General features: G+C 62.5%; 21 protein-coding genes and 1 pseudogene. 14 read left to right on the plus strand and 8 right to left on the minus strand.

Annotated elements, in window-relative coordinates; translation table 11 throughout:
* The first annotated feature begins 5 nt into the window (after nt 1-5).
* The 5 genes and pseudogenes from nuoN (at nt 6) to G5V57_RS25950 (ending at nt 7,056) form a co-directional block, all read left to right on the plus strand.
* Nucleotides 6-1,442, plus strand: coding sequence for an NADH-quinone oxidoreductase subunit NuoN (nuoN, locus tag G5V57_RS25930; RefSeq protein WP_165174264.1), 1,437 nt, complete (start codon nt 6-8; stop codon nt 1,440-1,442).
* Nucleotides 1,442-2,188, plus strand: a complete 747-nt coding sequence (locus G5V57_RS25935; protein WP_165170781.1) for a biotin--[acetyl-CoA-carboxylase] ligase — start codon at nt 1,442-1,444, stop codon at nt 2,186-2,188. Before nuoN ends, G5V57_RS25935 begins: the two co-directional genes overlap by 1 nt.
* Nucleotides 2,185-3,852, plus strand: coding sequence for a ribonuclease J (locus G5V57_RS25940; RefSeq protein ID WP_165170783.1), 1,668 nt, complete (start codon nt 2,185-2,187; stop codon nt 3,850-3,852). The genes G5V57_RS25935 and G5V57_RS25940 overlap by 4 nt, the downstream gene beginning before the upstream one ends.
* A 55-nt stretch (nt 3,853-3,907) precedes the next feature.
* Nucleotides 3,908-6,152 (plus strand): annotated as a pseudogene (gene parC / locus G5V57_RS25945) (DNA topoisomerase IV subunit A).
* 121 nt (nt 6,153-6,273) lie between these two features.
* Nucleotides 6,274-7,056, plus strand: a complete 783-nt coding sequence (locus G5V57_RS25950) for a hypothetical protein (RefSeq protein ID WP_165170785.1) — start codon at nt 6,274-6,276, stop codon at nt 7,054-7,056.
* Here G5V57_RS25950 and G5V57_RS25955 read toward each other — a convergent pair.
* The 5 genes from G5V57_RS25955 to G5V57_RS25975 form a co-directional block, all read right to left on the minus strand.
* Nucleotides 7,043-7,750 (minus strand): hypothetical protein, encoded by a 708-nt coding sequence (locus tag G5V57_RS25955; protein ID WP_165170787.1) that lies wholly within the window; start codon nt 7,748-7,750, stop codon nt 7,043-7,045. The genes G5V57_RS25950 and G5V57_RS25955 overlap by 14 nt on opposite strands.
* 86 nt (nt 7,751-7,836) lie before the next feature.
* Complete coding sequence (locus tag G5V57_RS25960) at nt 7,837-8,748, minus strand: DMT family transporter (protein ID WP_165170789.1); 912 nt, start codon at nt 8,746-8,748, stop codon at nt 7,837-7,839.
* Nucleotides 8,749-8,838: 90 nt separating this feature from the next.
* Nucleotides 8,839-9,567 (minus strand): arginyltransferase, encoded by a 729-nt coding sequence (locus G5V57_RS25965; RefSeq protein WP_165170791.1) that lies wholly within the window; start codon nt 9,565-9,567, stop codon nt 8,839-8,841.
* 117 nt (nt 9,568-9,684) lie between these two features.
* Entirely contained in the window at nt 9,685-9,942 is a 258-nt protein-coding gene (locus G5V57_RS25970) for a GlsB/YeaQ/YmgE family stress response membrane protein (protein ID WP_165170793.1), read from the minus strand.
* Between the two features lie 96 nt (nt 9,943-10,038).
* Nucleotides 10,039-11,277, minus strand: a complete 1,239-nt coding sequence (locus G5V57_RS25975; RefSeq protein ID WP_165170795.1) for a threonine ammonia-lyase — start codon at nt 11,275-11,277, stop codon at nt 10,039-10,041.
* A gap of 223 nt (nt 11,278-11,500) precedes the next feature.
* Here G5V57_RS25975 and G5V57_RS25980 point away from each other — a divergent pair, with 223 nt between their 5' ends.
* Nucleotides 11,501-12,373: an NAD(P)-dependent oxidoreductase gene (locus G5V57_RS25980; protein WP_165170797.1), complete on the plus strand. Its 873-nt coding sequence runs from the start codon at nt 11,501-11,503 to the stop codon at nt 12,371-12,373.
* 9 nt (nt 12,374-12,382) lie between these two features.
* A complete protein-coding gene (locus G5V57_RS25985) occupies nt 12,383-13,132 on the plus strand; it encodes a sulfite exporter TauE/SafE family protein (protein WP_165170820.1) in 750 nt (249 codons plus the stop codon).
* 7 nt (nt 13,133-13,139) lie between these two features.
* On the opposite strand, the gene G5V57_RS25990 is transcribed toward G5V57_RS25985, so the two are convergent.
* From G5V57_RS25990 to G5V57_RS26000, 3 genes are all read right to left on the minus strand, one after another.
* A complete protein-coding gene (locus G5V57_RS25990) occupies nt 13,140-14,873 on the minus strand; it encodes an adenylate/guanylate cyclase domain-containing protein (protein WP_165174265.1) in 1,734 nt (577 codons plus the stop codon).
* Between the two features lie 82 nt (nt 14,874-14,955).
* Nucleotides 14,956-15,951 (minus strand): porphobilinogen synthase, encoded by a 996-nt coding sequence (gene hemB / locus G5V57_RS25995; protein ID WP_165170822.1) that lies wholly within the window; start codon nt 15,949-15,951, stop codon nt 14,956-14,958.
* A gap of 87 nt (nt 15,952-16,038) precedes the next feature.
* Complete coding sequence (locus tag G5V57_RS26000; RefSeq protein WP_165170824.1) at nt 16,039-16,872, minus strand: extensin family protein; 834 nt, start codon at nt 16,870-16,872, stop codon at nt 16,039-16,041.
* 93 nt (nt 16,873-16,965) lie between these two features.
* Here G5V57_RS26000 and G5V57_RS26005 point away from each other — a divergent pair, with 93 nt between their 5' ends.
* The 7 genes from G5V57_RS26005 to hemA all read left to right on the plus strand — a co-directional run bounded on the left by G5V57_RS26005 (nt 16,966) and on the right by hemA (nt 23,526).
* A complete protein-coding gene (locus tag G5V57_RS26005; protein WP_165170826.1) occupies nt 16,966-17,667 on the plus strand; it encodes a hypothetical protein in 702 nt (233 codons plus the stop codon).
* A gap of 223 nt (nt 17,668-17,890) precedes the next feature.
* The gene (locus G5V57_RS26010; RefSeq protein WP_165170828.1) at nt 17,891-18,559 is read left to right on the plus strand and encodes a hypothetical protein; all 669 of its coding nucleotides are present in this window, start codon (nt 17,891-17,893) and stop codon (nt 18,557-18,559) included.
* Nucleotides 18,560-18,620: 61 nt separating this feature from the next.
* Entirely contained in the window at nt 18,621-18,950 is a 330-nt protein-coding gene (locus tag G5V57_RS26015; protein ID WP_165170830.1) for a plastocyanin/azurin family copper-binding protein, read from the plus strand.
* 55 nt (nt 18,951-19,005) lie between these two features.
* Nucleotides 19,006-19,278 carry a hypothetical protein gene (locus tag G5V57_RS26020; protein WP_165170832.1) on the plus strand — a complete coding sequence of 91 codons (273 nt, stop codon included), beginning with the start codon at nt 19,006-19,008 and terminating at the stop codon, nt 19,276-19,278.
* Nucleotides 19,279-19,493: 215 nt separating this feature from the next.
* Nucleotides 19,494-20,009, plus strand: a complete 516-nt coding sequence (gene ldtR, locus G5V57_RS26025) for a transcriptional regulator LdtR (protein WP_165170834.1) — start codon at nt 19,494-19,496, stop codon at nt 20,007-20,009.
* Nucleotides 20,010-20,274: 265 nt separating this feature from the next.
* Complete coding sequence (locus tag G5V57_RS26030) at nt 20,275-22,152, plus strand: L,D-transpeptidase family protein (protein WP_165170836.1); 1,878 nt, start codon at nt 20,275-20,277, stop codon at nt 22,150-22,152.
* A gap of 150 nt (nt 22,153-22,302) precedes the next feature.
* On the plus strand, nt 22,303-23,526 hold the full coding sequence (gene hemA, locus G5V57_RS26035) for a 5-aminolevulinate synthase (protein WP_165170838.1): 1,224 nt from the start codon (nt 22,303-22,305) through the stop codon (nt 23,524-23,526).
* The last annotated feature ends 11 nt before the right edge of the window (nt 23,527-23,537 follow it).

Raw genomic sequence — 23,537 nt, forward strand, 5'->3', positions numbered from 1 at the left:
CCATGATGTCACTTCTCGATCACATCCAAGGCGCCGCCGCACTGCCGGAGATCTTCCTGGCCGTCGCCGCCATGGCGCTTCTCATGTTCGGCGTCTTCCGCGACAAGGCGGCCGATTTCGTCAATATCGCCGCCATCATCGTGCTCGGCATCACCGTGGCGCTGGTGCTAAGCGGGGCAGGCGGGCGCCAGGAGGCCTTTGGCGGCGCTCTCGTCATCGACACCTTCGCCCGCTTCATGAAAGTGCTGACCCTGTTCGGCTCGGCGGTCGCCATCGTGCTTTCGGTCAATTTCATGAAGGCCGAGAAGATAGAGCGCTTCGAATATCCGATACTCATTCTGCTTGCCACCGCGGGCATGATGATCATGATCTCGGCCAACAGCCTGATCGCTCTCTATATGGGCCTCGAATTGCAGTCGCTCGCCCTCTATGTCGTGGCGGCCATCGACCGCGACAAAGCCAAATCCTCCGAGGCCGGCCTCAAATATTTCGTCCTCGGCGCCTTGTCCTCCGGCATGCTGCTCTATGGCGCGTCGCTGATCTACGGCTTCACCGGCCATGTCAGCTTCCCGGAGATCGCGCAGGCGGTGAAAGCGGGCGAGCCTGGCCTCGGCCTGATCTTCGGCCTGGTCTTCCTTATCGCGGGCCTCGCCTTCAAGATTTCGGCCGTTCCCTTCCATATGTGGACGCCCGACGTCTATGAGGGCGCTCCCACGCCGGTGGCCGCTTTCTTCGCCGCCGCCCCCAAGATTGCCGCCATGGCGCTCTTCGTGCGCGCGATGCTGGCGCCGTTCCCGTCGATTTTCCCCGACTGGCAGCAGATCCTTGTCTTCATCTCCATTGCCTCGATGCTGCTCGGCGCCTTCGCCGCCATCGGCCAGACCAACATCAAGCGGCTGATCGCCTATTCCTCGATCGGCCACATGGGCTATGCGCTGATCGGCCTGGCGGCCGGCAGCCCGCAGGGCGTTCAGAGCGTCGTCATCTATATGACGATCTATCTGATCATGACGCTCGGCACCTTCGCCTGTATCCTGGCGATGCGCCGCAAGGAGGGCCAGGTCGAGAATATCAGCGACCTCGCCGGGCTTGCCCGCACCAACGGGCTCCACGCCTTCTTCCTCGCCGTCTTCATGTTCTCGCTCGCCGGCATTCCGCCGCTCGCGGGCTTCTTCGCCAAGTATTTCATCTTCATGGCGGCGATCAAGGCGAACCTCATTGCGCTCGCGATCATCGGCGTGTTGGCGAGCGTGGTGGGGGCGGTCTATTATATCCGGATCATCAAGATCATGTATTTCGACGAGCCGGTGGAGCGCTTCGAGCCGATGGTGACCGAGGTCAAGGCGGTTCTGGTGCTGGCCGGACTCTTCGTCATGTTGTTCGTGTTCCTCCCGCAACCGTTGAGCGCCCTCGCCGAAGCGGCGGCGGCGTCCCTGTTCTGATGGGTTTGGCGGCGCGCCTCCTCCATTTCGAAGCGATCGACTCGACAAATGCGGAAGCGCACCGTCTGGCCAAGGACGGGGAGTGTGGTCCGTTGTGGATCGTCGCCGACCTCCAGTCACAGGGTCGCGGTCGTCTCGGGCGCCATTGGGTGTCCGAGCCCGGCAATCTCTATTCGACTTTCGTCCTAGCCCTTCAGGGCTCAGCATTGACCGCGAGTCAGATCGGCTTCGTGGCGGCCCTGGCCATTCGTGATACGGCACTGGCGCTGTTGCCGAAGAAGGCGCCGCCCGTCACAATCAAATGGCCGAATGACGTGCAAGTGGGGGGAGCCAAATTCGCCGGCATTCTGGCGGAGACCGTTGCCCAGTCGAATGACGGCCGTATCATCGTGGCGCTCGGCATGGGGCTCAACCTCGCCCACGCGCCGCAAGGGACGCCCTATCCGGTGACGGCGCTCGCGCGCCATGGCGCCCATGCGACGCCTCGCAAGGCCCTGGACCTGCTGGACGATGCGCTGTCCCAGTGGCTTTCGGTCTGGAAAGAGGGCCAGGGCTTTGCCGAGATCCGCGCCAACTGGCGCAAGGACGCGGCGGGCCTCGGCGAGGAATTCTCCGCCACGGTCAATCACGGCGAACTCCGCGGCCGGTTCGAGGATCTGGGGGACGACGGCGCTATGATCCTGAGGCTTACGGATGGCAGCAGGAAGTCCATCCACTCCGGCGAAGTGCAGGTGAGGCGCGCATGAACGCCAAGAAGAAATTCGACCACAGCAACGATCTCGTGCTGCTGCCTTTAGGCGGTGTCGGCGAGATCGGCATGAACTGCTATTGTTATGGCGTGGGCCCGGCCCACGACCGCGAATGGCTGATGGTCGATCTCGGCGTCAAGTTCGGCGATGAGTCAGAGCCCGGCATCGATATAGTCCTGCCCGACCTCGGCCATATCGTCGGGGAGCGCCGCCGCTTGTCCGGCCTGGTGCTGACCCATGCCCATGAGGACCATCTGGGTGCAGTTGCCTGGCTATGGCCGCAGCTCAATTGTCCCGTCTATTGCACGCCCTTCGCCGCCGAGATCCTGGCCGGCAAGCTCAAGGAACGCGGCATCGATGAACGGGTGCCGGTGCACGTCAAGCCCGTGGGATCGCGTTTCGACGTGGGATCCTTCACGGTCGAGCTCGTCAGCGTCACCCATTCCATCCCGGAGCCCACGGCGCTTTTCATCGAGACGAAGCAGGGCCGGGTGCTTCATTCGGGCGATTGGAAGATCGATCGCACGCCGATGATGGGCGGCGGCTTCGACGAGAAGCGCTTCCGCGAGATCGGCGAATTGGGTGTCGACGCCCTTGTCTGCGATTCGACCAACGTTTTCCGCGAGGGTTTCTCCGTTTCCGAGGCCGAGGTGGCCGCTAATCTCGACCGCATCGTATCCGAAGCGAAGAATCGTATCGCCGTCACCACCTTCGCCTCGCATGTCGAGCGTATCTCGTCCGCCGTGGCGGCGGCGCGCAAGGCTGGCCGCGAGGTCGTCATTGCTGGGCGCGCCATGCGCCAGACCATCGAGGCGGCGCGCGCCTGTGGTTATCTGCGTGACGCCGGCTCCTTCCTGGAGGAGGAGGCCTTCGGCTATCTGCCGCCCGACAAGATCATGCTGCTATGCACCGGCAGCCAGGGCGAGCCGCGTGCCGCCATCGCCCGCATCGCTGAGGACATCCATCCTGCCATCGCGCTGGACGATGGCGATCTCGTCGTCTTCTCCTCCAAGACTATCCCCGGCAACGAGAAGGCGGTGAGCGCGGTTCACAACAACCTTGCCCGCCTCGGCGTCGACGTCATCACCTCGGACGATGCGCTCGTTCACACGTCGGGTCATCCGCGCCAGGATGAATTGAAGCTCCTCTATGGCTGGCTCAACCCGCGCGCCGTGATCCCAATGCATGGCGAGGCGCGTCATTTGCTGCGCCACATGGAACTGGCCGAGGACGCGGGCATCGAGGAGACGGTAATGGCCGAGAATGGCGATATCGTCCGCCTCTGCCCGGGACCGGTCCAGATCGTCGACGAGGCGCCGTCAGGCCGTCTTCATGTCGACGGCAAGCTCATCGTGCCGGCGATCGAGGGCCCGGCGAAATACCGCCGCAAGCTCTCCTTTGTCGGCATCGTGGTGGCAAGCCTGGTGATTGACCACAAGGGCTCGCTCGTCACCGATATCGAGATCATCGCCGACGGGCTTCCATCCGGTCTCGAGGAGCGCTTGCGTGACGCCGCGGACGAGGCCTTCGACAGCATGCCGCGGTCGCGCCGGGCAAGCGATGAGACGGTGGCCGAAACCTTGCGCGTCGCCATCCGCCGCGCCGCCGATGCCGAATGGGGCAAAAAGCCGATCTGTCGCGTGCTGGTACATCGTTTGTGAAGTCCACAACCAGGACTGAATCCCGCCATTTCCCCTCTGCTATACTGACCGAATCATGAGCAAACACGCCCCTCCGCCGCAAGGCCCGAAAGACATCGAAGCCATCACTCTGCGCGACGCGCTGGAAGAGCGCTATCTGGCCTATGCGCTTTCGACCATCATGCACCGGGCACTGCCTGATGTACGTGACGGCCTGAAGCCGGTGCACCGGCGTCTGCTTTATGCCATGCGTCTCCTCAAGCTCGACCCGGCCTCGGGCTTCAAGAAATGTGCCCGCGTCGTGGGCGACGTCATCGGCAAATACCATCCGCACGGCGATCAGGCCGTCTACGACGCGCTGGTGCGCCTCGCCCAGGATTTCGCGGTACGCTATCCGCTTATCGAGGGGCAGGGCAATTTCGGCAATATCGACGGCGACAATGCCGCTGCCTATCGTTACACCGAGGCGCGCCTCACCGAGGTCGCCATGGCGCTGCTCGAGGGGATCGACGAGGACACGGTCGATTTCCGAGACACCTATAATGGCGAGGACCGCGAGCCGATCGTGCTGCCGGGCGCGTTTCCCAATCTTCTCGCCAATGGCTCCTCCGGCATCGCCGTCGGCATGGCGACCTCGATCCCGCCGCATAATGCCGCCGAGCTCTGCGATGCGGCGCTCCACCTCATCAAATTCCCGAACGCCACCGTCGACAAGCTGGTGAAGTTCGTGCCGGGGCCGGATTTCCCGACTGGCGGGATCATCGTAGATGACGGCGGCACCATCCTGGAAGCCTACAAGACCGGGCGCGGTGGCTTCCGCGTGCGGGCACGCTGGACCCAGGAGGATCTCGGCCGCGGCGCCTGGCAGATCGTCGTCACCGAAATTCCCTATCAGGTGCAGAAGGGCCGCCTCATTGAGCGCATCGCCGAGCTGATCGGGGCGAAGAAGCTGCCGCTGCTGGCGGATCTGCGCGATGAATCGGCCGAGGACATTCGGATCGTGTTCGAGCCGAAGAGCCGCACCGTCGATCCGCAGCTCCTGATGGAGCAGCTATTCCGCAATACTGAGCTTGAAGCGCGTATCCCGCTCAATATGAACGTGCTTTCGCACGGCCGCGTGCCAATGGTGATGTCGCTGCGCGACGTTGCTGCGCGAATGGCTCGACCACCGCAAGGACGTGCTCGTCCGGCGTTCGAATTTCCGGCTCGCCGAGATCGCCCGCCGCCTCGAGATACTGGGCGGCTATCTCATAGCCTATCTCAATCTCGACGAGGTGATTCACATCATCCGCACCGAGGATGAGCCGAAGCCCGCGCTGATGACGCGCTTCAAGCTCACCGACACGCAAGCGGAAGCCATCCTCAATATGCGCTTGCGCGCCCTGCGCAAGCTCGAGGAAATGGAGATCCGACGCGAGAACGACGCCCTCAAGAAAGAGGAGGCGGGTCTGAAGAGGCTCGTCAAATCCGAGGACGCGCAATGGGAGAGCATCGCGGGCGAGATCAAGGAGACAAAGGAGAAGTACGGCAAGAAGACCGAACTCGGCAAACGCCGTACGGATTTCGCGCAAGCGCCCGAGATCGATCTCGATCTCGAACAGGCGATGATCGAGAAGGAACCCGTTACTGTCGTCTGCTCCGACAAGGGCTGGATCCGGGCCATGAAGGGCCATCTAGAGGACGCATCGAGCCTCGTCTACAAGGAGGGGGATACCGGCAAATTCGTCGTCAAGGCGGAAACGACGGACAGCATCATGCTCTTCAGCTCCTCCGGAAAGTTCTTCACCCTCGATGCGGCGAAGCTGCCGGGAGGGCGCGGACATGGTGAGCCGGTGCGCCTGATGGCCGATCTCGAGGCGACGGATACGATCGTGGCACTCTTTGTGCATAGTCCGAGCCGCAAGCTCTTGCTCGCGGCAACGGACGGATCTGGCTTCATCGTGCCGGAAGACGAGTGTCTGGCCAATACCCGCAAGGGCAAGCAGGTCATGAATGTGAAGATGCCAGTAGAGGCGCAGGTCTGCCGGTTCATCGAGGATACGGCCGACCACATCGCTACAGTCGGCGACAACCGCAAGCTACTTATCTTCAAACGCGCGGAAGTCCCTGAAATGACAAGAGGAAAGGGCGTCAGGCTGCAGAAGTACAAGGACGGCGGGCTGTCCGATGCCGTCGGTTTCAAGCTGAAGGAAGGGCTATCCTGGGTCGATTCGTCTGGCCGTAATTTTAATGTCACGGATTTGAAGGAATGGGTGGGAGAACGGGCGCAGGCCGGCCGGCTGCCACCAAAGGGCTTCCCTAAGGCCAATAAGTTTGGTTAAGATTTTCTCAATGTCTCTTCATTAATGGAAAATTCAATCCGTTCCTTGAAAGACGTAGGTATTTACTACAGCTATAAGCCATAGTGGAGAAGGCGCGGAAAGGATTTGGAGTAGCCGCCGCATGCGCATGAACAGTGCGACGACAGAGACGGAAGTTTCCTGGATCTACCGGGGTCAGCCTTTGGCCGCGCAGGAGACGCTCACGCATGCACAAACGCCGGCGTTCGATCTGCTCGATCGGCAAGGCTTCGTGAAGATCGAAAGCTCCGCGCGCGGCACCAAGATCGAATGGTCGGTCTTCGCGCCCAATTGGGCCTCTCTTTACTTCACCATGGAGTGGCTGCACACCTATCCCGGCCCATACAACCTGCGTTACTATCTCTCGGGCTGGTTCGACGAGAAGTACAACGATGTGAACGCGGCGCGTAACCGCATCGACATTATCATCGGCAAGAGCGACATCCACCTGACCCGGCACACATTCGTGACCGAGGCCGATCCGCACCGCGCCAATATCCCGGATCTTCTCAAGACGGCCTTCGACGACGGCGCCGTCAATCCGAAATTCGCCGTCGATTGCATCCTCGATGAGACGTCGGGCAAGTTCAGCGTCGATCGGGTAGGGCAGAAGTCCGAGATCGCCCGGCTCTGGGGGATGAATCCGGTCTCCTTCCCCTGCCTCACCGGCCACTCCTATGACCAAGTGGTGAGTGCCGCCTACCGCAAGGTCGTGCTCACCGACCGGCCGCATTACGACCATATCATCGCGGCGATGTCGGCGCCCGATTCCACCATCTTCTGGTGTCCCTATCAGCGCGTCATCCTTCCGCACCGCTTCGATGGCAACCGCAAAGGAGTGGTCGTCGTCTCCAAGGTCGGCCCGGTCGACATCAAGGTAATTTAGACGCTTCCTCGGCGATCATGAATTCGAGATGGGTGCGCTCTGCGAGCATGAGCCACTCAGTGGGTTCGGCGCCGGCCGGCTGCCATTCGTCATGCCACTTGAGGAAGCCGCGTTCCTGCAACGCATAGCCGCCGCGTGCCGCGTGCCCGTGGTTGACGAAGGCTTTGCTGGTCAGCGCCCACACCGCGTCTGGGTGCCATTTGACCAGGGCGATCAGCATGCCGAGCCTTAGGAAGTGATCGAACCATTCGCGCTTCTTCATGGCTTTGTTGTCGATCCAGGCTTCGCCATGATAGACGAGGCTGCCCTTGAGCATTCGCGAGCGCGAGTGATCCGGCGGCTCGATGCAGGACGGCATCACCAGCTCCTGCCGCTTGATGTAGAGCCCGGCCATCCAACCAAGGGCCCATTCGGCGAGGTTGGTATGGACGATGTCGAGCCGGAAGGCCTGCAGCGACACGACGTCCGCGTCGTTGAGCTTGGCCATCATCCAGAAGGCGCGCGAATTGTCGAGCTGGGTAATGGTGGGATCGAACATCGGCGAGACCGCGCTGCCGCGCTTGCTCTGCCTGACCTCGATGAACTCGTCGAAATCCGATGAGCAGGTTATCGTCAGGCCAAATTCCTTCGCCTTGTCCAGCATATGGACGACGACACGGGCGGCCCCGAGCGGATCGGTCAGGAAGCTTGTCATGATTCCCCTTTTATGACGCAGCTATATCGGGCCGATTAAGGAATCGGCGCAAGGAGTCATGAAAATTTTGGTAAAATCCGACGTTATTACGGCGTGGCCGTCTCGGTTCGCAGAGGACGCGTGCGCCCACCCGTGGCCAGCCGCCAGACGCTGTGGCAGAGAAGCGTCAGGAAGATAATCGTTCCGCCGATGAAGGCCTCCCTGGTCGGACTTTCCCCAAAGATGAACCACATCCAGAGAGGCGTGAGGATCAGCTCCAGCAGGAAGAACATGGCCACTTCGGGGGCCGGAAGGTAGCGCGGTCCGATGGCGAGCAACGCCATGGCCACCGGCACGATCACAAGTGCATTGATGGCAAGCCAGCCCCAGCTCACCGGCGGAAGCGTGGCGGGCTCGGCCCAGAATGCCGCGATGCAGGCGGAAGCCAGCGCCCCGATGGCGAGGCTCGTCATGATGTTCTTGCCGCTCCAGCGCGCCGCAGTCAGAGTGATGGCCATGCAGGTGGCGACCCCGAGGGCGAGGAGGTCACCAGTGGTGGTGCCCACCGACTGCCCGCTCCAGACGATGATAGCGACCCCAAGCAGCGCCATGAGGATAGCCAGCCAGGTTTGCCAGGCCACGCGTTCCTTAAGGATCATCCAGGCGAGGAAGGCGCAAATCACCGGATTGAGGGCGATGATAAAGACCAGGTTCGCCGCAGTGGTTTCCGTGACCGCGGCCAGGAACATGAGATTGGCGAGGGTGCTGCTGACCGCCGCGATGATGCCGCCCACGCCGCTGATATAGGAGACACTGCCCCGCCAGCCGCGCTGGAAGACCATCCATAGAACCGTCATCGCGAGGAAGAGTAGAAGACCTCGGGCGAACATCAACGTCCATTTGTCGGATGCTGCGAGCCGGATCAGAGGGACATCGAATGTGAACAGCACCGCCCCGATGGCGGTCAGAAAAAGGCCCCGGCGGTGATCGTCGCCGCGAGTTGGAGAAGGCAGTCCCATACGCTTTCCGTGTCTCTCACTTAGCGTAACCTGTCTACAGGTTAAAATCGTAACGGGAAGTAAAAACTCCTAAAAATTGTACACAAAATCTCAGGCCTGCCGGACCCACCCATCCATCGTCAGCCGTTCCTGCGGCAGAAAGCGTGCCTTGTAGCTCATCTTGCGCGAGCCCAATACCCAGTAGCCGAGATAGAGATAGGGCAGACCCAACTTCCTGGTGCGTTCGATGTGGTCGAGGATCATATAGGTTCCGAGGCTGCGATGGGCGAGATCGGGCTCGTAGAAGCTGTAGATCATCGACAGGCCGTCGCTCAGGACGTCGGTGATGACGCACGCCACCAGCGCGTCCTCGCCGATATCGTTCGACGAGCGGTATTCGACGATACGGGTGTCGACGAAGCTGTCATCGACCATGGCGGCGAAGTCTAGTGCCGTCATGTCGGCCATGCCGCCATCGGCATGGCGCTCGTCGATATAGCCACGGAACAGGGAGTATTGTTCAGCCGTCGCCTTCGCGGGCTTCACAGTGCCCGCCAGGTCGGAATTCGCCTTGATGATCTTGCGGAAGGAGGGGGAGGTCGCAAACTCCTTGACGCAGACGCGCACCGATACACAGGCCGAGCAGCCGTCGCAGGCGGGCCTATAGGCGATGTTCTGGCTGCGCCGGAAGCCGGCTTGCGAAAGCTGGGTGTTGAGCTGGCGCGCTTCGGTGCCGATGAGGTGGGTGAAAACCTTGCGCTCGATGCGACCGGGCAGATATGGACATGGTGCCGGCGCGGTTATGAAGAACTGCGGAAAGTTTCGCCGCTCGATCGTCACGCTGGCCGTCCTGCACTTGTGGTCATGCCCCTATCATGCCGCCGCTTTTGGCAGAAGCAAGGCTTGACATGTTACGGCTCTCCGGGGGTGCCCGGCTAGGCCCCCCGGAGAGGAAAATCAGGCTTGGCTCGATTTGATGAGGCGGTAGACGTAGATGAGGATGCAGGCGCCGATTACAGCAATGATGAGCTGGCCGGGGATGGATCCGGCGAAGGTCATTCCCAGGGCGCGTAACAGGACATTGCCGAGGACAGCGCCGACGATCCCGAGCACGATATTCATGATGAGGCCCGTGTCGAATTTCATCACCTTCTCGGCGAGCCATCCCGCGATGGCTCCGAGCACGATCGTCATGAACCAGCCGAATCCTTCCATGATTTCACCCCTTCATTTCTGAATCAGTTAGGCAGTCGCCCGGGAAGTCTGCTCTCCCACGCAGGTCCGCACAAGTCTGAAACTGTCGAGGCGCGCTTAGCCCCGCCGGCCGGTCTCGCGCCCTCCCGGTGCATCTAGAACCCGGGTCGAGAAGCCTTCCGCCTCGATCCGTGCCACGATCTCATCGGCATGCGGACCGTCGCGCGTTTCGAGCATGATTTCGAGCTCGGCGCCCTTGGCGGGCACATCGAGAAACATGCGCCGATGGGACACTTCGAGGATATTGGCGCCAAGGTGGCCGAGCAGCGTGGCGATGCGGCCGAGCACGCCCGGCCGGTCGTCGATCTGGATGCGCAGGTTCACAATTCTGTGTTCGCGCTCAAGCTCGCGCAATATGACCGAAGCGAGGATGCGCGGGTCCATATTGCCGCCGCACAGAATGAGTCCCACTTTGCGGCCGCGGAAATGAGCGGGATCCGCCAGCACCGCGGCGAGCCCGGCGGCACCGGCGCCCTCGGCCAACGTCTTCTGATGGGTGAGATAGGCCATGACGGCACGCTCGATGTCACTCTCGCCGACGAGCCGCACGTCGTCGACATATTGCTTGGCGATCGCGATGGTCCGCTCGGTGACGTTCTTGACCGCGATGCCCTCGGCGAGCGTCGAGCCGCCGCATTTCGCGGGCTGGCCGCGCAACGCGTGATACATCGAGGGATAGAGCTTTACCTCGACGCCAAGCATCTCGATCGACGGCTTGATGTGCTTCGCCGCGATCGCGGTGCCGCCAATGATGCCGCCGCCGCCGATCGGTACCACGATGCAGTCGAGATCCGGCTGGTCCTCCAGCATCTCGATCGCGATCGTGCCCTGGCCGGCGATGACCTTGTCGTCATCGTAGGGGTGGATGAGGATGAAGCCCTTGTCTTTGACCAACGCTTCGGCGGTCACCTGGCTCTCGGCTAGCGTCTCGCCCGAGAGGATCACATGGGCGCCATGGGCGCGCGTGCGCTCAACCTTGGTCGACGGCGTTGTCTCCGGCATCACAATGGTCGCCGGGATGCCGAGGCGCTTGGCGTGATAGGCCACCGCCTGTGCGTGATTGCCGGCGGACATGGCGATGACGCCCAGCGCCTTCTCGGCGTCGGTGAGGCTCGACATCTTGTTGTAGGCGCCGCGGTCCTTGAACGAGCTGGTGACCTGCAGATTCTCGAATTTCACATGGATATCGGCGCCGGTCATGTCGGAGAGCTTGCCGGCCCGGATGAGCGGCGTGCGCACTACATTGCCGGCGAGGACGGCCCGCGCTTTCTCGATATCCCTGAATGCCACCGCCATCGCGATCCCCCATCAGTACTATTCGTTTGTCTTTGCCGCCCGTTTCTAGCGCGCTTCCCGGCAAAGTGGAATCACTTCGCCCAAAAGGAATCGAGCCAATAGAAATCCGGGCAAATACCTATCGCCAAAGTCTTCAACTTTGGCAGTATTTGCCCTATCTATCGGCGCTCGCCACCACCTCTATCCGCCGTTCAGGCGTCAACCCGCGACATGGAGTGTAAGAATGAGCCAAAGAGCAGCCTGGATCGGCTTGGGCGTCATGGGCTATCCGATGGCCGGTCATCTCAAGACCAAGGGCGGCGTCCCGCTGACCGTCTATAACCGTACCGCCGCCAAGTCCGACAAGTGGGCGGCGCAATTCAAGGACGGAACGGCGCCGACGCCGGCCGAAGCCGCCCGGAATGCCGATTTCGTTTTCGCCTGCGTCGGCAATGACGAGGATCTGCGCCAGGTGACGATCGGCCCGGAAGGCGCCTTCCAGGCCATGAAGAAAGGCGCGATCTTCGTCGATCACACCACCGCCTCGGCCGATGTCGCGCGCGAGCTTCATGCCGCCGCCTCGGCCAAGGGCATCGGCTTCGTCGACGCGCCTGTCTCGGGCGGCCAGGCGGGCGCGGAGAATGGCGTGCTGACCGTCATGTGCGGTGGCGAGCAGGGCGATTTCGACAAGGCGGCGGCGCTGATCGCCCATTATTCACGCATGTGCCGGCTGCTGGGTTCGTCCGGTTCGGGCCAACTCGCCAAGATGGTGAACCAGATCTGCATCGCCGGCCTCGTCCAGGGCCTTTCCGAGGCGATCAATTTCGGCATGAAGGCCGGACTCGACATGGAAGCCGTGGTCGAGGTCATCTCGAAGGGGGCCGCCGGCTCCTGGCAGATGGAAAATCGGCACAAGACCATGATCGCCGGCAAATTTGATTTCGGCTTCGCCGTCGACTGGATGCGTAAGGATCTCGGCATCTGTCTCGCCGAGGCGAACAATAACGGCGCCGCCTTGCCGATTACCGCGCTCATCGACCAGTTCTATGCCGATGTGCAGAAGATGGGCGGCAAGCGCTGGGATACGTCGAGCCTGATCGCCCGGCTGCAGCGCTAACTCATCCCCGTGATCGACGGCGGCCTCTACTTCTATACGGCGGCCTTGCTGGCCGCCGTCCTGGTCGGGGCGTCCAAGGGCGGCTTGCCGGTGGTCGGCATGCTGGGCGTGCCAGTGTTGGCCTTGGCGACGTCGCCCGTTCATGCGGCGGGTCTCCTATTGCCGATCTTCGTGGTGACCGATCTCTTCGGCCTGTGGGTCTATCGGCGCGAATATGACCGCCGCAATCTGATGATCCTCATTCCGGCGGCGGCGCTGGGCGTCGCCATCGGCTGGGCTACCGCTTCGCTGGTCTCCGACCGGCTGGTGACCTTGCTGGTCGGCGTGATCGGTCTGAGCTTCTGCCTGAATTACTGGCTGCGCGGCCGCCATGCGGTGGCGCCACATCGGGCCGATATTCCACGCGGGATCTTCTGGGGCACGGTCTCCGGCTTCACCAGCTTCGTGAGTCATGCCGGCGCGCCACCCTATCAGATGTATGTCCTGCCGCAGCGCCTCGACAAGATGATCTATGCCGGCACCACGACAATCCTCTTCGCCGTCGTCAATGCGACGAAACTCGTGCCCTATTGGGCGCTGGGCCAGCTCTCATTCGCCAACCTCAAGACCGTCGCGGTGCTTTTTCCCTTCGCCATCGCCGCCACCTTCGCCGGTGTGAAGCTGACCCGCATCGTCCCGCAGGAGCTCTTCTACCGCCTGGTGATCGGCGCCTTGTTGCTCATTTCGCTGAAGCTGGTCTCCGACGCGGCGCTTGGCTAGGCGACATTCATTGCGGCAGGCCGGCGCGGATCAGCGCCTCGCGGTGATGCGCCGCATCTTCCGTGCGTTTGTAGTGCAGGGTCGCGAGATAGGCCTCCACCGCCAAGCTCGCATCGAGGGCAAGCGCCTGCCGCCGGTACGAGTCGGCCGCCGCCGGGTCACCCGCCATCGCGGCCGCCGCCGCGAGGAATGCAAGGTGGAACTGATCGGGCTTGCTGATGTGCCGGAACGACTCGATCGCTTCCGGATATCTGCGGGCCACGAAATAGGCGCGGCCCAGATGGTTCCAAAACCGTTCCGGATGATGCGGATTGAGCCGCATTGCCTTGTGGATCCACTCGACGCCTTCCTCGGGCTTTCCGACCCAGGTCAGATACTCGCCCTGCTGCACGACGATCAGGTCGTTGTTGGGATTGAGGGCGAGGGCGCGCTCCTGGTGATAGCGCGCCGCCTCATGGTCGCCGCGACTGAGGCTGATGGCCGCCAGGATGCGATGCACGTCGCTGTCATTATCGTCGAGCGACAGGGCGGTTGCGAGTTCGGCGACGATGGTGTTCCAGGCGGTGTCGCGGTCGGGACACCAGTTGTATACCCATGACTGACCGACGATGCAGCCGCGCCATGCATGCGCATGGGCATACTTGGGATCGAGCTCGATGGCCTTTTCGATCATCCTCTGCGCCTCGGCATTGGCTTGGACGGTCGAGCGGTGGTGCAGAACCTTGGCGGTCAGCACATATTCATACGCGCGCATATTGCTGGTCGGGCTGCGCTGCACGCGCTCGACCGCGGCCGCCTCGACGCGGCCGGAAAGTGTCGCCACGATCGACGAGGTGACCTCGTCCTGCATGGCGAAGATATCGGCGAGTTCGCGGTCGTAGCGTTCGGCCCAGACATGCCGGTCGGTGCGCGCATCGATGAGCTGCACGGTGATGCGCACCCGGTTGGCGATCTTGCGCACGCTGCCCTCGACGACATACTGCACGCCGAACGCCTTGGCGACGTCCTGAACGTTGACCGCCTTGCCCTTGTAGACGAAGGTCGAGTTGCGCGAGATGACGAGCAGATCGCGGAAGCGCGAGAGCGCGGTGATGATGTCCTCGGTCAGTCCGTCGGCGAAGAACTCCTGGTCGGGGTCGCCGCTCATATTGGCGAAGGGCAGAACGGCGATCGAGGTCGCGCCGCCGTCGCCGAGCGCGGGTGCCGAGACCGGTGTTGCCTGCGCCTCGTCCAGCATGACGCGGTAGACCCTGAGCGGCCGCGAGATGTTCTTCAGCGGCTGCTCGCCCAGATCCTCGAAGGTGAGATCGAGCTTGTGCGCCAGTTCATCCCGCACCGCCTGGCTGACGGCGATGCCGCCGGCATCGGCGATCGTCTGCAGCCGCGCCGCGATGTTGACCCCGTCACCCAGCACGTCGCCATCCTCGACGATCACGTCGCCGAGATTGATGCCGATGCGGAAACGGATCTGCCTCTCCGGCTCGACATCGGCATTGCGCCTCGCCATGCGACGCTGGATCTCGACCGCGCATTCCACAGCGTCGGTGGCGGAGGCGAATTCGACCAGCATGCCGTCACCCGTCGTCTTGACGATCCGGCCGTTGGTCTTGGTGATGGCCGGATCGACGAGTTCCAGCCGGTGGGTCTTGAGTCGCGCCAGGGTTCCCGCTTCATCGAGCTCCACTAGTCGGCTGTAACCGACCATGTCGGCGGCGAGGATAGCCATCAGGCGGCGATGCACGGCGGGCTGCTGCTTCATCGGGGCATCCGTATTGAGCCCCAAGTATCCTCTCGCCCGCCGGCCGGGTCAACGCCGCCGCGGATTACATTGCCTTCAACCGCTTCACCGCATCGAGCGCGAAATAGGTGAGTATCCCGTCGGCGCCGGCGCGCTTGAACGCCATCAGGCTTTCCAGGATTACCTTGTCGGGATCGAGCCAGCCATTCTGGCAGGCCGCCATGATCATCGAGTATTCGCCAGACACCTGATAGGCGAAAGTCGGTACACGGAAGGTCTGCTTGATGCGCGCGACGATGTCGAGATAGGGCATGCCGGGCTTGACCATGATCATGTCGGCGCCTTCGGCGATATCGAGTGCCGCCTCGCGCAGCGCCTCGTCGCCATTGGCGGAATCCATCTGATAAGTGCGCTTGTCACCCTTGAGCGCGCCCGAGGAGCCGACCGCGTCGCGGAACGGACCATAGAAGCCGGAGGCATATTTGGCGCTGTACGCCATGATCTGCACATGGGTGAAGCCGCGCGCATCGAGGGCCTGGCGGATGGCGCCGACGCGGCCGTCCATCATGTCGGAGGGCGCGATGACATCGCAACCCGCTTCGGCCTGGACGAGGGACTGCCGGCACAGGATCTCGACGGTCGCGTCATTGACGATCGTGTCGTGGCGAAGCAGCCCGTCATGGCCATGGCTCGTATAGGGATCGAGGGCGACATCGCAGAGGACGCCAATTTCCGGCACCGCCTGCTTGATCGCCCGTACGGCCTTGCACACGAGATTTTCGGGGTTCAGCGCTTCGTCGCCATCTTCGCTGCGCAGGCGGGGCTCAGTGTAGGGAAACAGGGCGATGACCGGGATGCCGAGCGTCGCCGCCTCTTCAGCGGCCTTGACCGAGAGATCAACGGAGAGCCGCTCGACCTGCGGCATCGAGGGAACGGGAACGCGTGTACTCGTACCTTCGGTTACGAAGATCGGCCAGATGAAATCGCCAGGTGAGAGTGTGTTCTCGGCGACCAGGCGGCGCGACCAGGGAGTGCGCCGGTTGCGCCGCATACGGGTGCTGGGGAATTGGGCGTGGGACATGATGGCGCGCAAGATAGAGCATTGCGCAGAAAAGTGGACCCGGTTTTTCGCATCGGCGATGCGACAAAAAGAGGGAGCTTTGGCGTGCTAGCGGCACATCTTGAAGCGGCCCGGACGCAACTTCATCAGGTCGACATGAAAATGATCACCGTGATAGGGGTCGGCGCCGGGGCCCAGCACCGTATTGAAGTATTCGCAGGCGCTTTTGCGCAGGGCCTTTACGAAATTGCCCTTGGCCGACAGCCCGACCTTCTGAAGGAGGCCGCTCGACCCGCCGGCGACGGTGACCTGCGCTGTCTTGCTGAAATCGAACGCGGCGATATCGAGCGCATTGGCGCGCGCATGTTCGGAGAGCTTGCCGGTCTTGGCGTTGTTGCGCCGCCGACAGGCATAGGAAGAGGCGTTGCGGATGCCGATGATGCTCGCGCCCAACTGTTTCTTCGCCTGCGGTTGCACTGACTGAGTGAACCAGGAATTGAGCGCCGCGGCGAATTCGCAATTGACGGTGGCGGGCGGGTCGATGCGGATCTGCGCCACTTCGGCGATGGCGATGGGCGCCGGCGTGCCGCAACCATCGGGCTCGCCGATCGGCTCATCGGGGCGCCAGATCACGTCGAGGCCGGAAAGCATCTTCTCGCAGGCGGCCCGGGCGGCGAGCACCTCGGCTGTGGGCCAGTTGCCGGTGCTCTTGGGCCAACTCTGGCGGGGAAGGGCCTCGGCGGCGCTTTTCGGGGGCTTCGCGGGCTTGGCGCGCGGCAGGGGCGGGCTGGACAGGGCGGGCTCGAGGATAGCCTCGGCTGTGGGCGGCGTCGGCTTGGCGCGCGGTATCGGGGCCGTAGCACCAGCCGCCTCTGCCGTTAGGGCAAGCTGTAACCCCAGAACGATCAGACCGAGCCGGCGTCCCTGCAATTCGTTAACCAATGCCTGAACTCGTCCCCTGTCTTTGAATCGAATTAACCGATGCCCGTTAGCCTTTCCGTCGCAATTGAATAGGGCCTTTTCGAGGTCAGACGGATGCTGCGGCTCACCAAATTCCTCATCTTGCTGCCGGTTTTGACGCTCCCTCTCTGGGGCGCCGCGCCCGCGCTCAAGGCCGAGGTCGTGATGAGCCAGATCGAAGCACTGCGCCAGCTCGCCAAGAGCCGCGCCGCCGACGGCAAGTGCCGCATCCTGCCGGCCGGGGAGGCCGACGAACTCGCCGCCTACCTGGCCCGCGCCGAGATCGCCACCGCCGGGCGCGCCTCGGTCTCCGAGGTCCGTTCCGCCGTTTCGCTCGGCAAGGCTCTGGGCGGCGGCTCCGATTGCACAACCCATACCACGGACGAGGTGAGGGCCACGCTCGACGCCGCCCGTCAGGCGATGGCGAAGACAAAGCCGGTGCCGGAGGCTGAGGAAGATGAGTTCGTCGAGCCTCCCGTAATGCCGGAGCGGCGCGCCATTCCGGCGCCGCGGCCGCGCAATGCGACGCTCGCCGAATATGGTAGCCAGGCTTTCGCCTATTTTGTCGAGCGGCGCTGTGAGTTTCTCTCGCACCGCGACATCCGCGCCTTCTGGGCGGCGGTGGTGCGCGAGCACCGTGCAGCGCTCAGCGCCTATGGCCGTCGCGCGGTTGTTCGCACTGTGCAACGCGCCCAAGCCGATGCTGATGCGACGGAATGCGGCGCAAGCAGCCGCCAGATCGTGCGCGCTGAATACACCAAGCTGGCCGGCTACTAGTTCAATAAAGCTCCAAGGGGAGAGCGGGGAAGGTGGCGCGGGGTTCGTCTGAGGGGACGGGCTCCGCGCCCCGCCTTTCTGGGGATACGTAGTCGAAGGCTTTCCGGTTGCGCCCGCCCCGCGCACATCTTTGTGACCTCGACTTCTGCGTCCTCCCTCCTGATCGATCCGTTATCGGCGATGTGCGGGATGAAACCACACATCGGATCATCAGGAGAGCATCATGAAAAGCTTCAAATCGACATTCGCGGCTCTGGCGCTCGGCACGGCCGTTGCCGTCACTGGACTTGCCGGCGCGGATATGAGCGGCACTTTCTCGGCTGCCGTCGCGCGAGCGGCGCAGAACCAGGCCGCTGGCGACCTGCGCCTGACACTGAACGGCCTGTTGTCGGAGCATGTGACGCTCGCGGCCGCGGCGACCCAGGCCGCGCTGCGCGGGCGCAAGTCGGAATTCGAGGCCGCGGCGGCGGCCCTCGATATGAACTCGCAGGATATCGCCGGCGCCATCGGGTCGGTCTACGGCCAGGAGGCGGGCGAGGCCTTCCTGCCATTATGGCGCAAGCATATCGGTTTCTTCGTCGATTACACGATGGGCAAGGCCATCGGCTCGAAGAAGAAGCAGGACAAGGCGGTGAACGACCTCGTCCAATATGCCTCCGATTTCGGCGCCTTCCTCAATTCGGCGACGCCCGCACTGCCCAAGGACACGGTGGCCGATCTCGTGAAAATGCATGTCGTGAGCCTCAAGGAGGTGGTCGATGCGCAGGCGGCGCGTGACTACAAACTCGCTTTCGAGAAGACCCGCGCCGCGTCGCATCACATGCGGATGATCGCTGATCCGCTGGCCGACGCCATCGCCGCTCAGTTCCCCGACAAATTCGCGGCCAAGTGAAACCTTCAACCCTGACATGGCCGGAGCGACCTCCATCGCTCCGGCTTTCCGGAGAACCCCCATGTTCGTGAAGCTCGTACTCGCTGCTCTGATCTGCGGCGCATCGGTCGCTCCTGGGCTTGCCGGCGAGGCAGTCACAGTCGACGTCAAGCTCTTTCAGTTCAAGCCCAAGGAACTCGACGTGAGGAGGGGGGCGACCGTCACCTGGACCAATGGTGATGCCATCGAACATTCGGTCACCGCGGGTGAACCAGGCAAACCCTCCCCGGCATTCGATTCCGGCTTCTTCACCAAAGGCGAAAGCTTTGCCCACACCTTCGAAACGGCCGGCATCTTCACCTACTTCTGCAGGCGCCATCCCAATATGCGGGCAATTGTGAAGGTCGAATGAGTTTTCATGCGCGCCATTCTGAGGTAGTCTCGGGCGACGGAAAGGAGTTCTGCCGATGAAAAGCATCCTTCCACTGCTGGCCCTTGTGACCGTGGCCACTTTCGCAAGTCCCGTAGTCGCCTGTGAGCGACACCAGTCCCACGCCATGCTCAAGACCGCGGAGCAGGTTCCGCCCGCGCCGCCACCCCAGGTGGTGGTCGAGCCTGCGGCGCAGTCCGTCCCTGCTTCGGAAGACAAGGCGCTGACGACGATGAGTTCACCCATGGGCGCCGCCTACGAGGGCTGCAACCGGGCCCGAAAAGGCCAGACTGTTTACCTTACCCAATGACGAACATCCGAGACTAGGTGCAAATGGCTGTTAAGGCTGGGGAAAGTCTTTAACAAGACTCCATCAACTCTAATCGACAAAGCGGCAAAAGCGTCGAAATATAAGAACAAATTTACCCACCTTTTTGATCCGTTTTTAAGAGCCCAAGCCTAGTCTCGCGCATAAGGAGAACGGCCAAAAGAAGCCGTCTCCACTAACAAGGCTGAGGTGGTAAAATGCGTACTCAAACTGTGGGGGGCGTGCGCCCTGCCGGGCTGGAGCCCGGACGCGAGCAGATCAAGCATCGCTATCTGGAAGCTCTGACCCTGATCGAACGTCTGCATCGCAGGCTGCTGGATGTCATCAAGGATGATTTCGAGCGGGCCGGCGCTCCGGAGGTCAACCCGGTCCAGGCGCTGCTCCTGTTCAATATCGGCGATTCCGAGCTCACCGCGGGCGAATTGAAGACACGCGGGCACTACCAGGGCTCGAATGTCTCCTACAACCTCAAGAAGCTTGTCGAGGCGGGCTACGTCAATCACGAGCGCTCGAACTCGGACAAGCGCTCGGTAAGGGTGCGCCTGACGCCGAGAGGCCAGGCGATCCGCGAACGCGTCGACCAGCTCTATAACCGCCAGCTTCATTCGGTCGAAGAGGTCGTCGGCCTCTCCGTCGAGGAGTTCGAGCGCATCAATAAGGCGCTGACCCGCCTGGAGCGCTTCTGGACGGACCAGATCCTCTACCGGCTGTAATAGCCCGCGCCACGGAAACAGCCGCAAAAGCCGCACCGGGTCACCGGTGTGGCTTTTTTGCCATAGTCCGGGAGAATTTTCACCCTTTCCCAGTCACGCCCAATTTGACCTTTAGAAAGTCGACTGGCCCGGCGTCAATTCCCTTGATTCGTCTCGCGGTTTCGTGGTTTAGCGAACTGCGGGGGAGCCATGATCTTGGTTCCGGTCCCAGGGTGTGAGATGATGCGCTGGCGCATCGGGAAATAAACGACAGCAGAAGCAGAGCATGATGTCCGGAAATCGCCTCGGCAAACTGGTTTTCACCACTGTCCTCCTCGCCTCTTTCACGGCCATGACCCCGCTGACGGCCTATGCCGAGCGGGCTGATGGCAATTCCTGGTGGTCGCCCAAGAAGGCCCAGGACACAGGCGGTTCGCCCTCCTCGGGCGTGAGGGACAGCATCATGGCACCGTCGGCCACCAGCAATATTTCAGGCAGCAAGGCCGGTCAGGCGGTCACCAAGACGGAGGTTTTCGCCGACAAGAGCGTCGCGCCGATGGTGTCGATCAACAGCGCCGGCGCCATGGCCAATGCCGTTTCTCGCTATGAGGCGATCGCCGCCCAGGGCGGCTGGGGCACGCTCTCGGGCAAGAAGCTGAGCAAAGGCGATGACGGTGCCGCCGTTGTGGCCCTGAAGCACCGGCTCATCGCCGAAGGCTATCTCGGTGCCGATGCACTGTCGGGCGAAACCGCCCAGTGGTTCACCGCCGGAGTCGAAAAGGCGCTGGCGGAGTTCCAGGCCAATAACGGCCTCGCCGTCACCGGCAAGACCGATAAGCCTACCGTCAGCACGCTCAACATCCCGGTCTCGCAACGCCTCGCCACCATGCGCGCCAATCTCCCGCGCCTGCATGAATATTCGAAGGGCCTCGCCGACCGCTACATCATCGTCAACGTGCCCGCGCTCCAGCTCGAGGCCGTGAACTTCAATACCGTCTTCTCGCGCCACAACGTCATCGCCGGCAGCCCGAAGCGGCCGACCCCCGTCACCATCACGCAAGTGTCGGACATCAATTTTAATCCCTATTGGAACGTGCCGGTGTCGATCGTCGAGCGCGATCTCCTGCCGCGTATTCGCAGAAATGGGGTGAGCGTCTTCCGCGACATGGACATGCGCATCTACGACGGCTGGAATGGGCCGGAAGTCGATCCGCGCACCGTCGACTGGGACTATGTCGCCGCCAACCGCTATTTCTTCCGCCAGGATCCGGGCGAGGAGAATTCAATGGCTTCGGTCAAGATCAACTTCCCGAGCCCCTTCGGTATCTATCTGCACGACACGCCGACCAAGAGCCTGTTCACCACCGGGGCGCGCTATCTGAGCTCGGGCTGCGTGCGCGTCGATCAGGTTTCAGTGCTCATCAACTGGATCCTCAACGGCCAGGACGGGTGGAACCCTCAGCGTATCGAGGCATTCAAGCAAAGCAAGGAGCGCATGGACGTGAAGGTGACGAATGCGCCACAGCTGCGCACCGTCTATCTCACCTCCTGGGTCAATGGCGCGGGCCAGGTGAATTTCCGGCCCGATGTCTATGATCTCGACGACACCGGCTTCGTCGTCGGCCAGCCCCTGGCGCCTGGCGAGCTCAGCGACGACGGCAAGCGCTATGTGCTGAAGGCGCAGGTCTACCAGGTCGAGGAAGTGCCCGATCAGCCGGAATCCTTCAGCTTCTTCAATTCGCGCCGCAAGCCCAAGGTCGAAAAGGTCTCGTCGAGCAGCAACGATCAGCCCTTCGGCTTTTTCAACATGCGCCGCAAGACGACGGATAGCGGCACGACGAGCGGCTTGTTGTCAAACACCAAGGCGAAGCCCAAGAAGGTCGTGGCCGCCGATAACGAAGACGACGTGCTGTTCAACTTCAACAAGCCGGGCTCCAGCAAGACGAAGAAGGCCGCGGCGAAGAAGACCCCAGACAAAAAGAAGCTCCAGCAGGCCTCGATAACCGGCGCCGGCAAGAAGAAGCCGGTCGTCGCAAACAGCAAGGCGAAAAAAGTCGAGCAGGCGGCCGCGCCGGCCAAGAAGGCGGCGCCCGCCGCCACGACCGCGCCGGTCATCAAGAAAAAGAAGGTCGAGGAAGCCACCACCGGTCAGCCGGCGCCGTAGCCGGCCGCTCGAGTCGCGAGGCGGCGCATGAAGGCCCGGTGCGGGCGGGATCGCGGGAGTTGCCTCAAGGGGAACCACCTGCGGCGCATCTGCGCATGCGGCTTTTCGTCAATGGCTTAGAGCCCGGCTTTCGGGCGTAATGGCACCATCATGACGAACACATTTGATTACTCCGGAGCTTTCGCGGCAGCCGTTGGCAAAGTACGCCAGGAGGGCCGCTATCGTGAGTTCGCCGACATCGGCCGTATCCGTGGCCGCTTCCCGCGCGCTCTCTATCGTGGTCCCGATGGCGAGCGTGAGGTCACTGTCTGGTGCTCCAACGACTATCTCGGCATGGGCCAGCATCCCAAGGTGCTCGCCGCCATGCATGAGGCGTTGGACGAGATCGGCGCCGGCTCGGGCGGCACGCGCAACATCTCCGGCACCAACAACCACCACGTCCTGCTTGAGGCCGAGCTTGCCGATCTGCATGGCACGGAAGCAGCGCTCCTGTTCAATTCAGGCTATATGGCCAATGAGGCGGCGCTGTCGACGATCGGCCGGCTGCTGCCTGGTTGCGTCATCCTTTCGGACGAGCTCAACCACGCCTCGATGATCGAGGGAATCAGGCATGGCCGCTGCGATAAGATCATCTGGCGCCACAACGATCTGAAGGACCTCGAGGCGAAGCTCAAGTCGCTCGATCCCGGCCGTCCCAAGGTAATCGCCTTCGAATCGGTCTATTCGATGGACGGCGACATAGCCCCGATCGCCGAGATCTGCGATCTCGCCCGGCGCTATGGCGCACTGACCTATCTCGATGAGGTTCACGCCGTCGGCATGTATGGGCCGAGAGGCGGCGGCGTCGCCGAGCGCGACGGTGTGCTTGATCGCGTCGACATCTACGAGGGCACGCTCGCCAAGGCCTTCGGCGTCATGGGTGGCTATGTGGCGGCCTCGACCATGCTGATCGACGCCATCCGCTCGACGGCGGCGGGGTTTATTTTCACCACCTCGCTGGCGCCGGTGCTCGCCGCCGGCATAGTCGCGAGCGTACGGCATCTGAAGGAAAGCAGCGAGGAGCGCGCCCTTCAGCACAAGCACGCGGATCTCCTGAAACACGAGCTGGCAAGAGTCGGTCTGCCCGTGATCATGTCGCCGAGCCATATCGTGCCGGTCATCGTCGGCGATCCGGTCCGCTGCAAGGAGCTCACCGACCGGCTTCTCGCCCAGTTCAACATCTATGTTCAGCCGATCAACTATCCGACCGTGCCGAAGGGCAGCGAACGAATCCGGCTGACGCCCGGCCCGCTGCATGGCGAGCTCGAAATCGCCCGTCTCGTTTCGGCGCTCGACCAGCTCTGGACGTCGATGACGCTGAAGCGGGCCGCCTGACAAAAGAGGTC

Source organism: Nordella sp. HKS 07, from assembly GCF_011046735.1.
Taxonomy (GTDB): domain Bacteria; phylum Pseudomonadota; class Alphaproteobacteria; order Rhizobiales; family Aestuariivirgaceae; genus Taklimakanibacter.

Coding starts and splice junctions, on each gene's coding strand:
- G5V57_RS26015 (WP_165170830.1), top strand. CDS start 18,621: ATGTTCGTGAAGCTCGTACTCGCTGCTCTGATCTGCGGCGCATCGGTC.
- G5V57_RS25950 (WP_165170785.1), top strand. CDS start 6,274: ATGCGCATGAACAGTGCGACGACAGAGACGGAAGTTTCCTGGATCTAC.
- nuoN (WP_165174264.1), top strand. CDS start 6: ATGTCACTTCTCGATCACATCCAAGGCGCCGCCGCACTGCCGGAGATC.
- G5V57_RS25935 (WP_165170781.1), top strand. CDS start 1,442: ATGGGTTTGGCGGCGCGCCTCCTCCATTTCGAAGCGATCGACTCGACA.
- hemB (WP_165170822.1), bottom strand. CDS start 15,951: ATGTCCCACGCCCAATTCCCCAGCACCCGTATGCGGCGCAACCGGCGC.
- G5V57_RS26030 (WP_165170836.1), top strand. CDS start 20,275: ATGATGTCCGGAAATCGCCTCGGCAAACTGGTTTTCACCACTGTCCTC.
- G5V57_RS25940 (WP_165170783.1), top strand. CDS start 2,185: ATGAACGCCAAGAAGAAATTCGACCACAGCAACGATCTCGTGCTGCTG.
- ldtR (WP_165170834.1), top strand. CDS start 19,494: ATGCGTACTCAAACTGTGGGGGGCGTGCGCCCTGCCGGGCTGGAGCCC.
- G5V57_RS26020 (WP_165170832.1), top strand. CDS start 19,006: ATGAAAAGCATCCTTCCACTGCTGGCCCTTGTGACCGTGGCCACTTTC.
- hemA (WP_165170838.1), top strand. CDS start 22,303: ATGACGAACACATTTGATTACTCCGGAGCTTTCGCGGCAGCCGTTGGC.
- G5V57_RS25955 (WP_165170787.1), bottom strand. CDS start 7,750: ATGACAAGCTTCCTGACCGATCCGCTCGGGGCCGCCCGTGTCGTCGTC.
- G5V57_RS25960 (WP_165170789.1), bottom strand. CDS start 8,748: ATGGGACTGCCTTCTCCAACTCGCGGCGACGATCACCGCCGGGGCCTT.
- G5V57_RS25970 (WP_165170793.1), bottom strand. CDS start 9,942: ATGGAAGGATTCGGCTGGTTCATGACGATCGTGCTCGGAGCCATCGCG.
- G5V57_RS26005 (WP_165170826.1), top strand. CDS start 16,966: ATGCTGCGGCTCACCAAATTCCTCATCTTGCTGCCGGTTTTGACGCTC.
- G5V57_RS25980 (WP_165170797.1), top strand. CDS start 11,501: ATGAGCCAAAGAGCAGCCTGGATCGGCTTGGGCGTCATGGGCTATCCG.
- G5V57_RS26010 (WP_165170828.1), top strand. CDS start 17,891: ATGAAAAGCTTCAAATCGACATTCGCGGCTCTGGCGCTCGGCACGGCC.
- G5V57_RS25975 (WP_165170795.1), bottom strand. CDS start 11,277: ATGGCGGTGGCATTCAGGGATATCGAGAAAGCGCGGGCCGTCCTCGCC.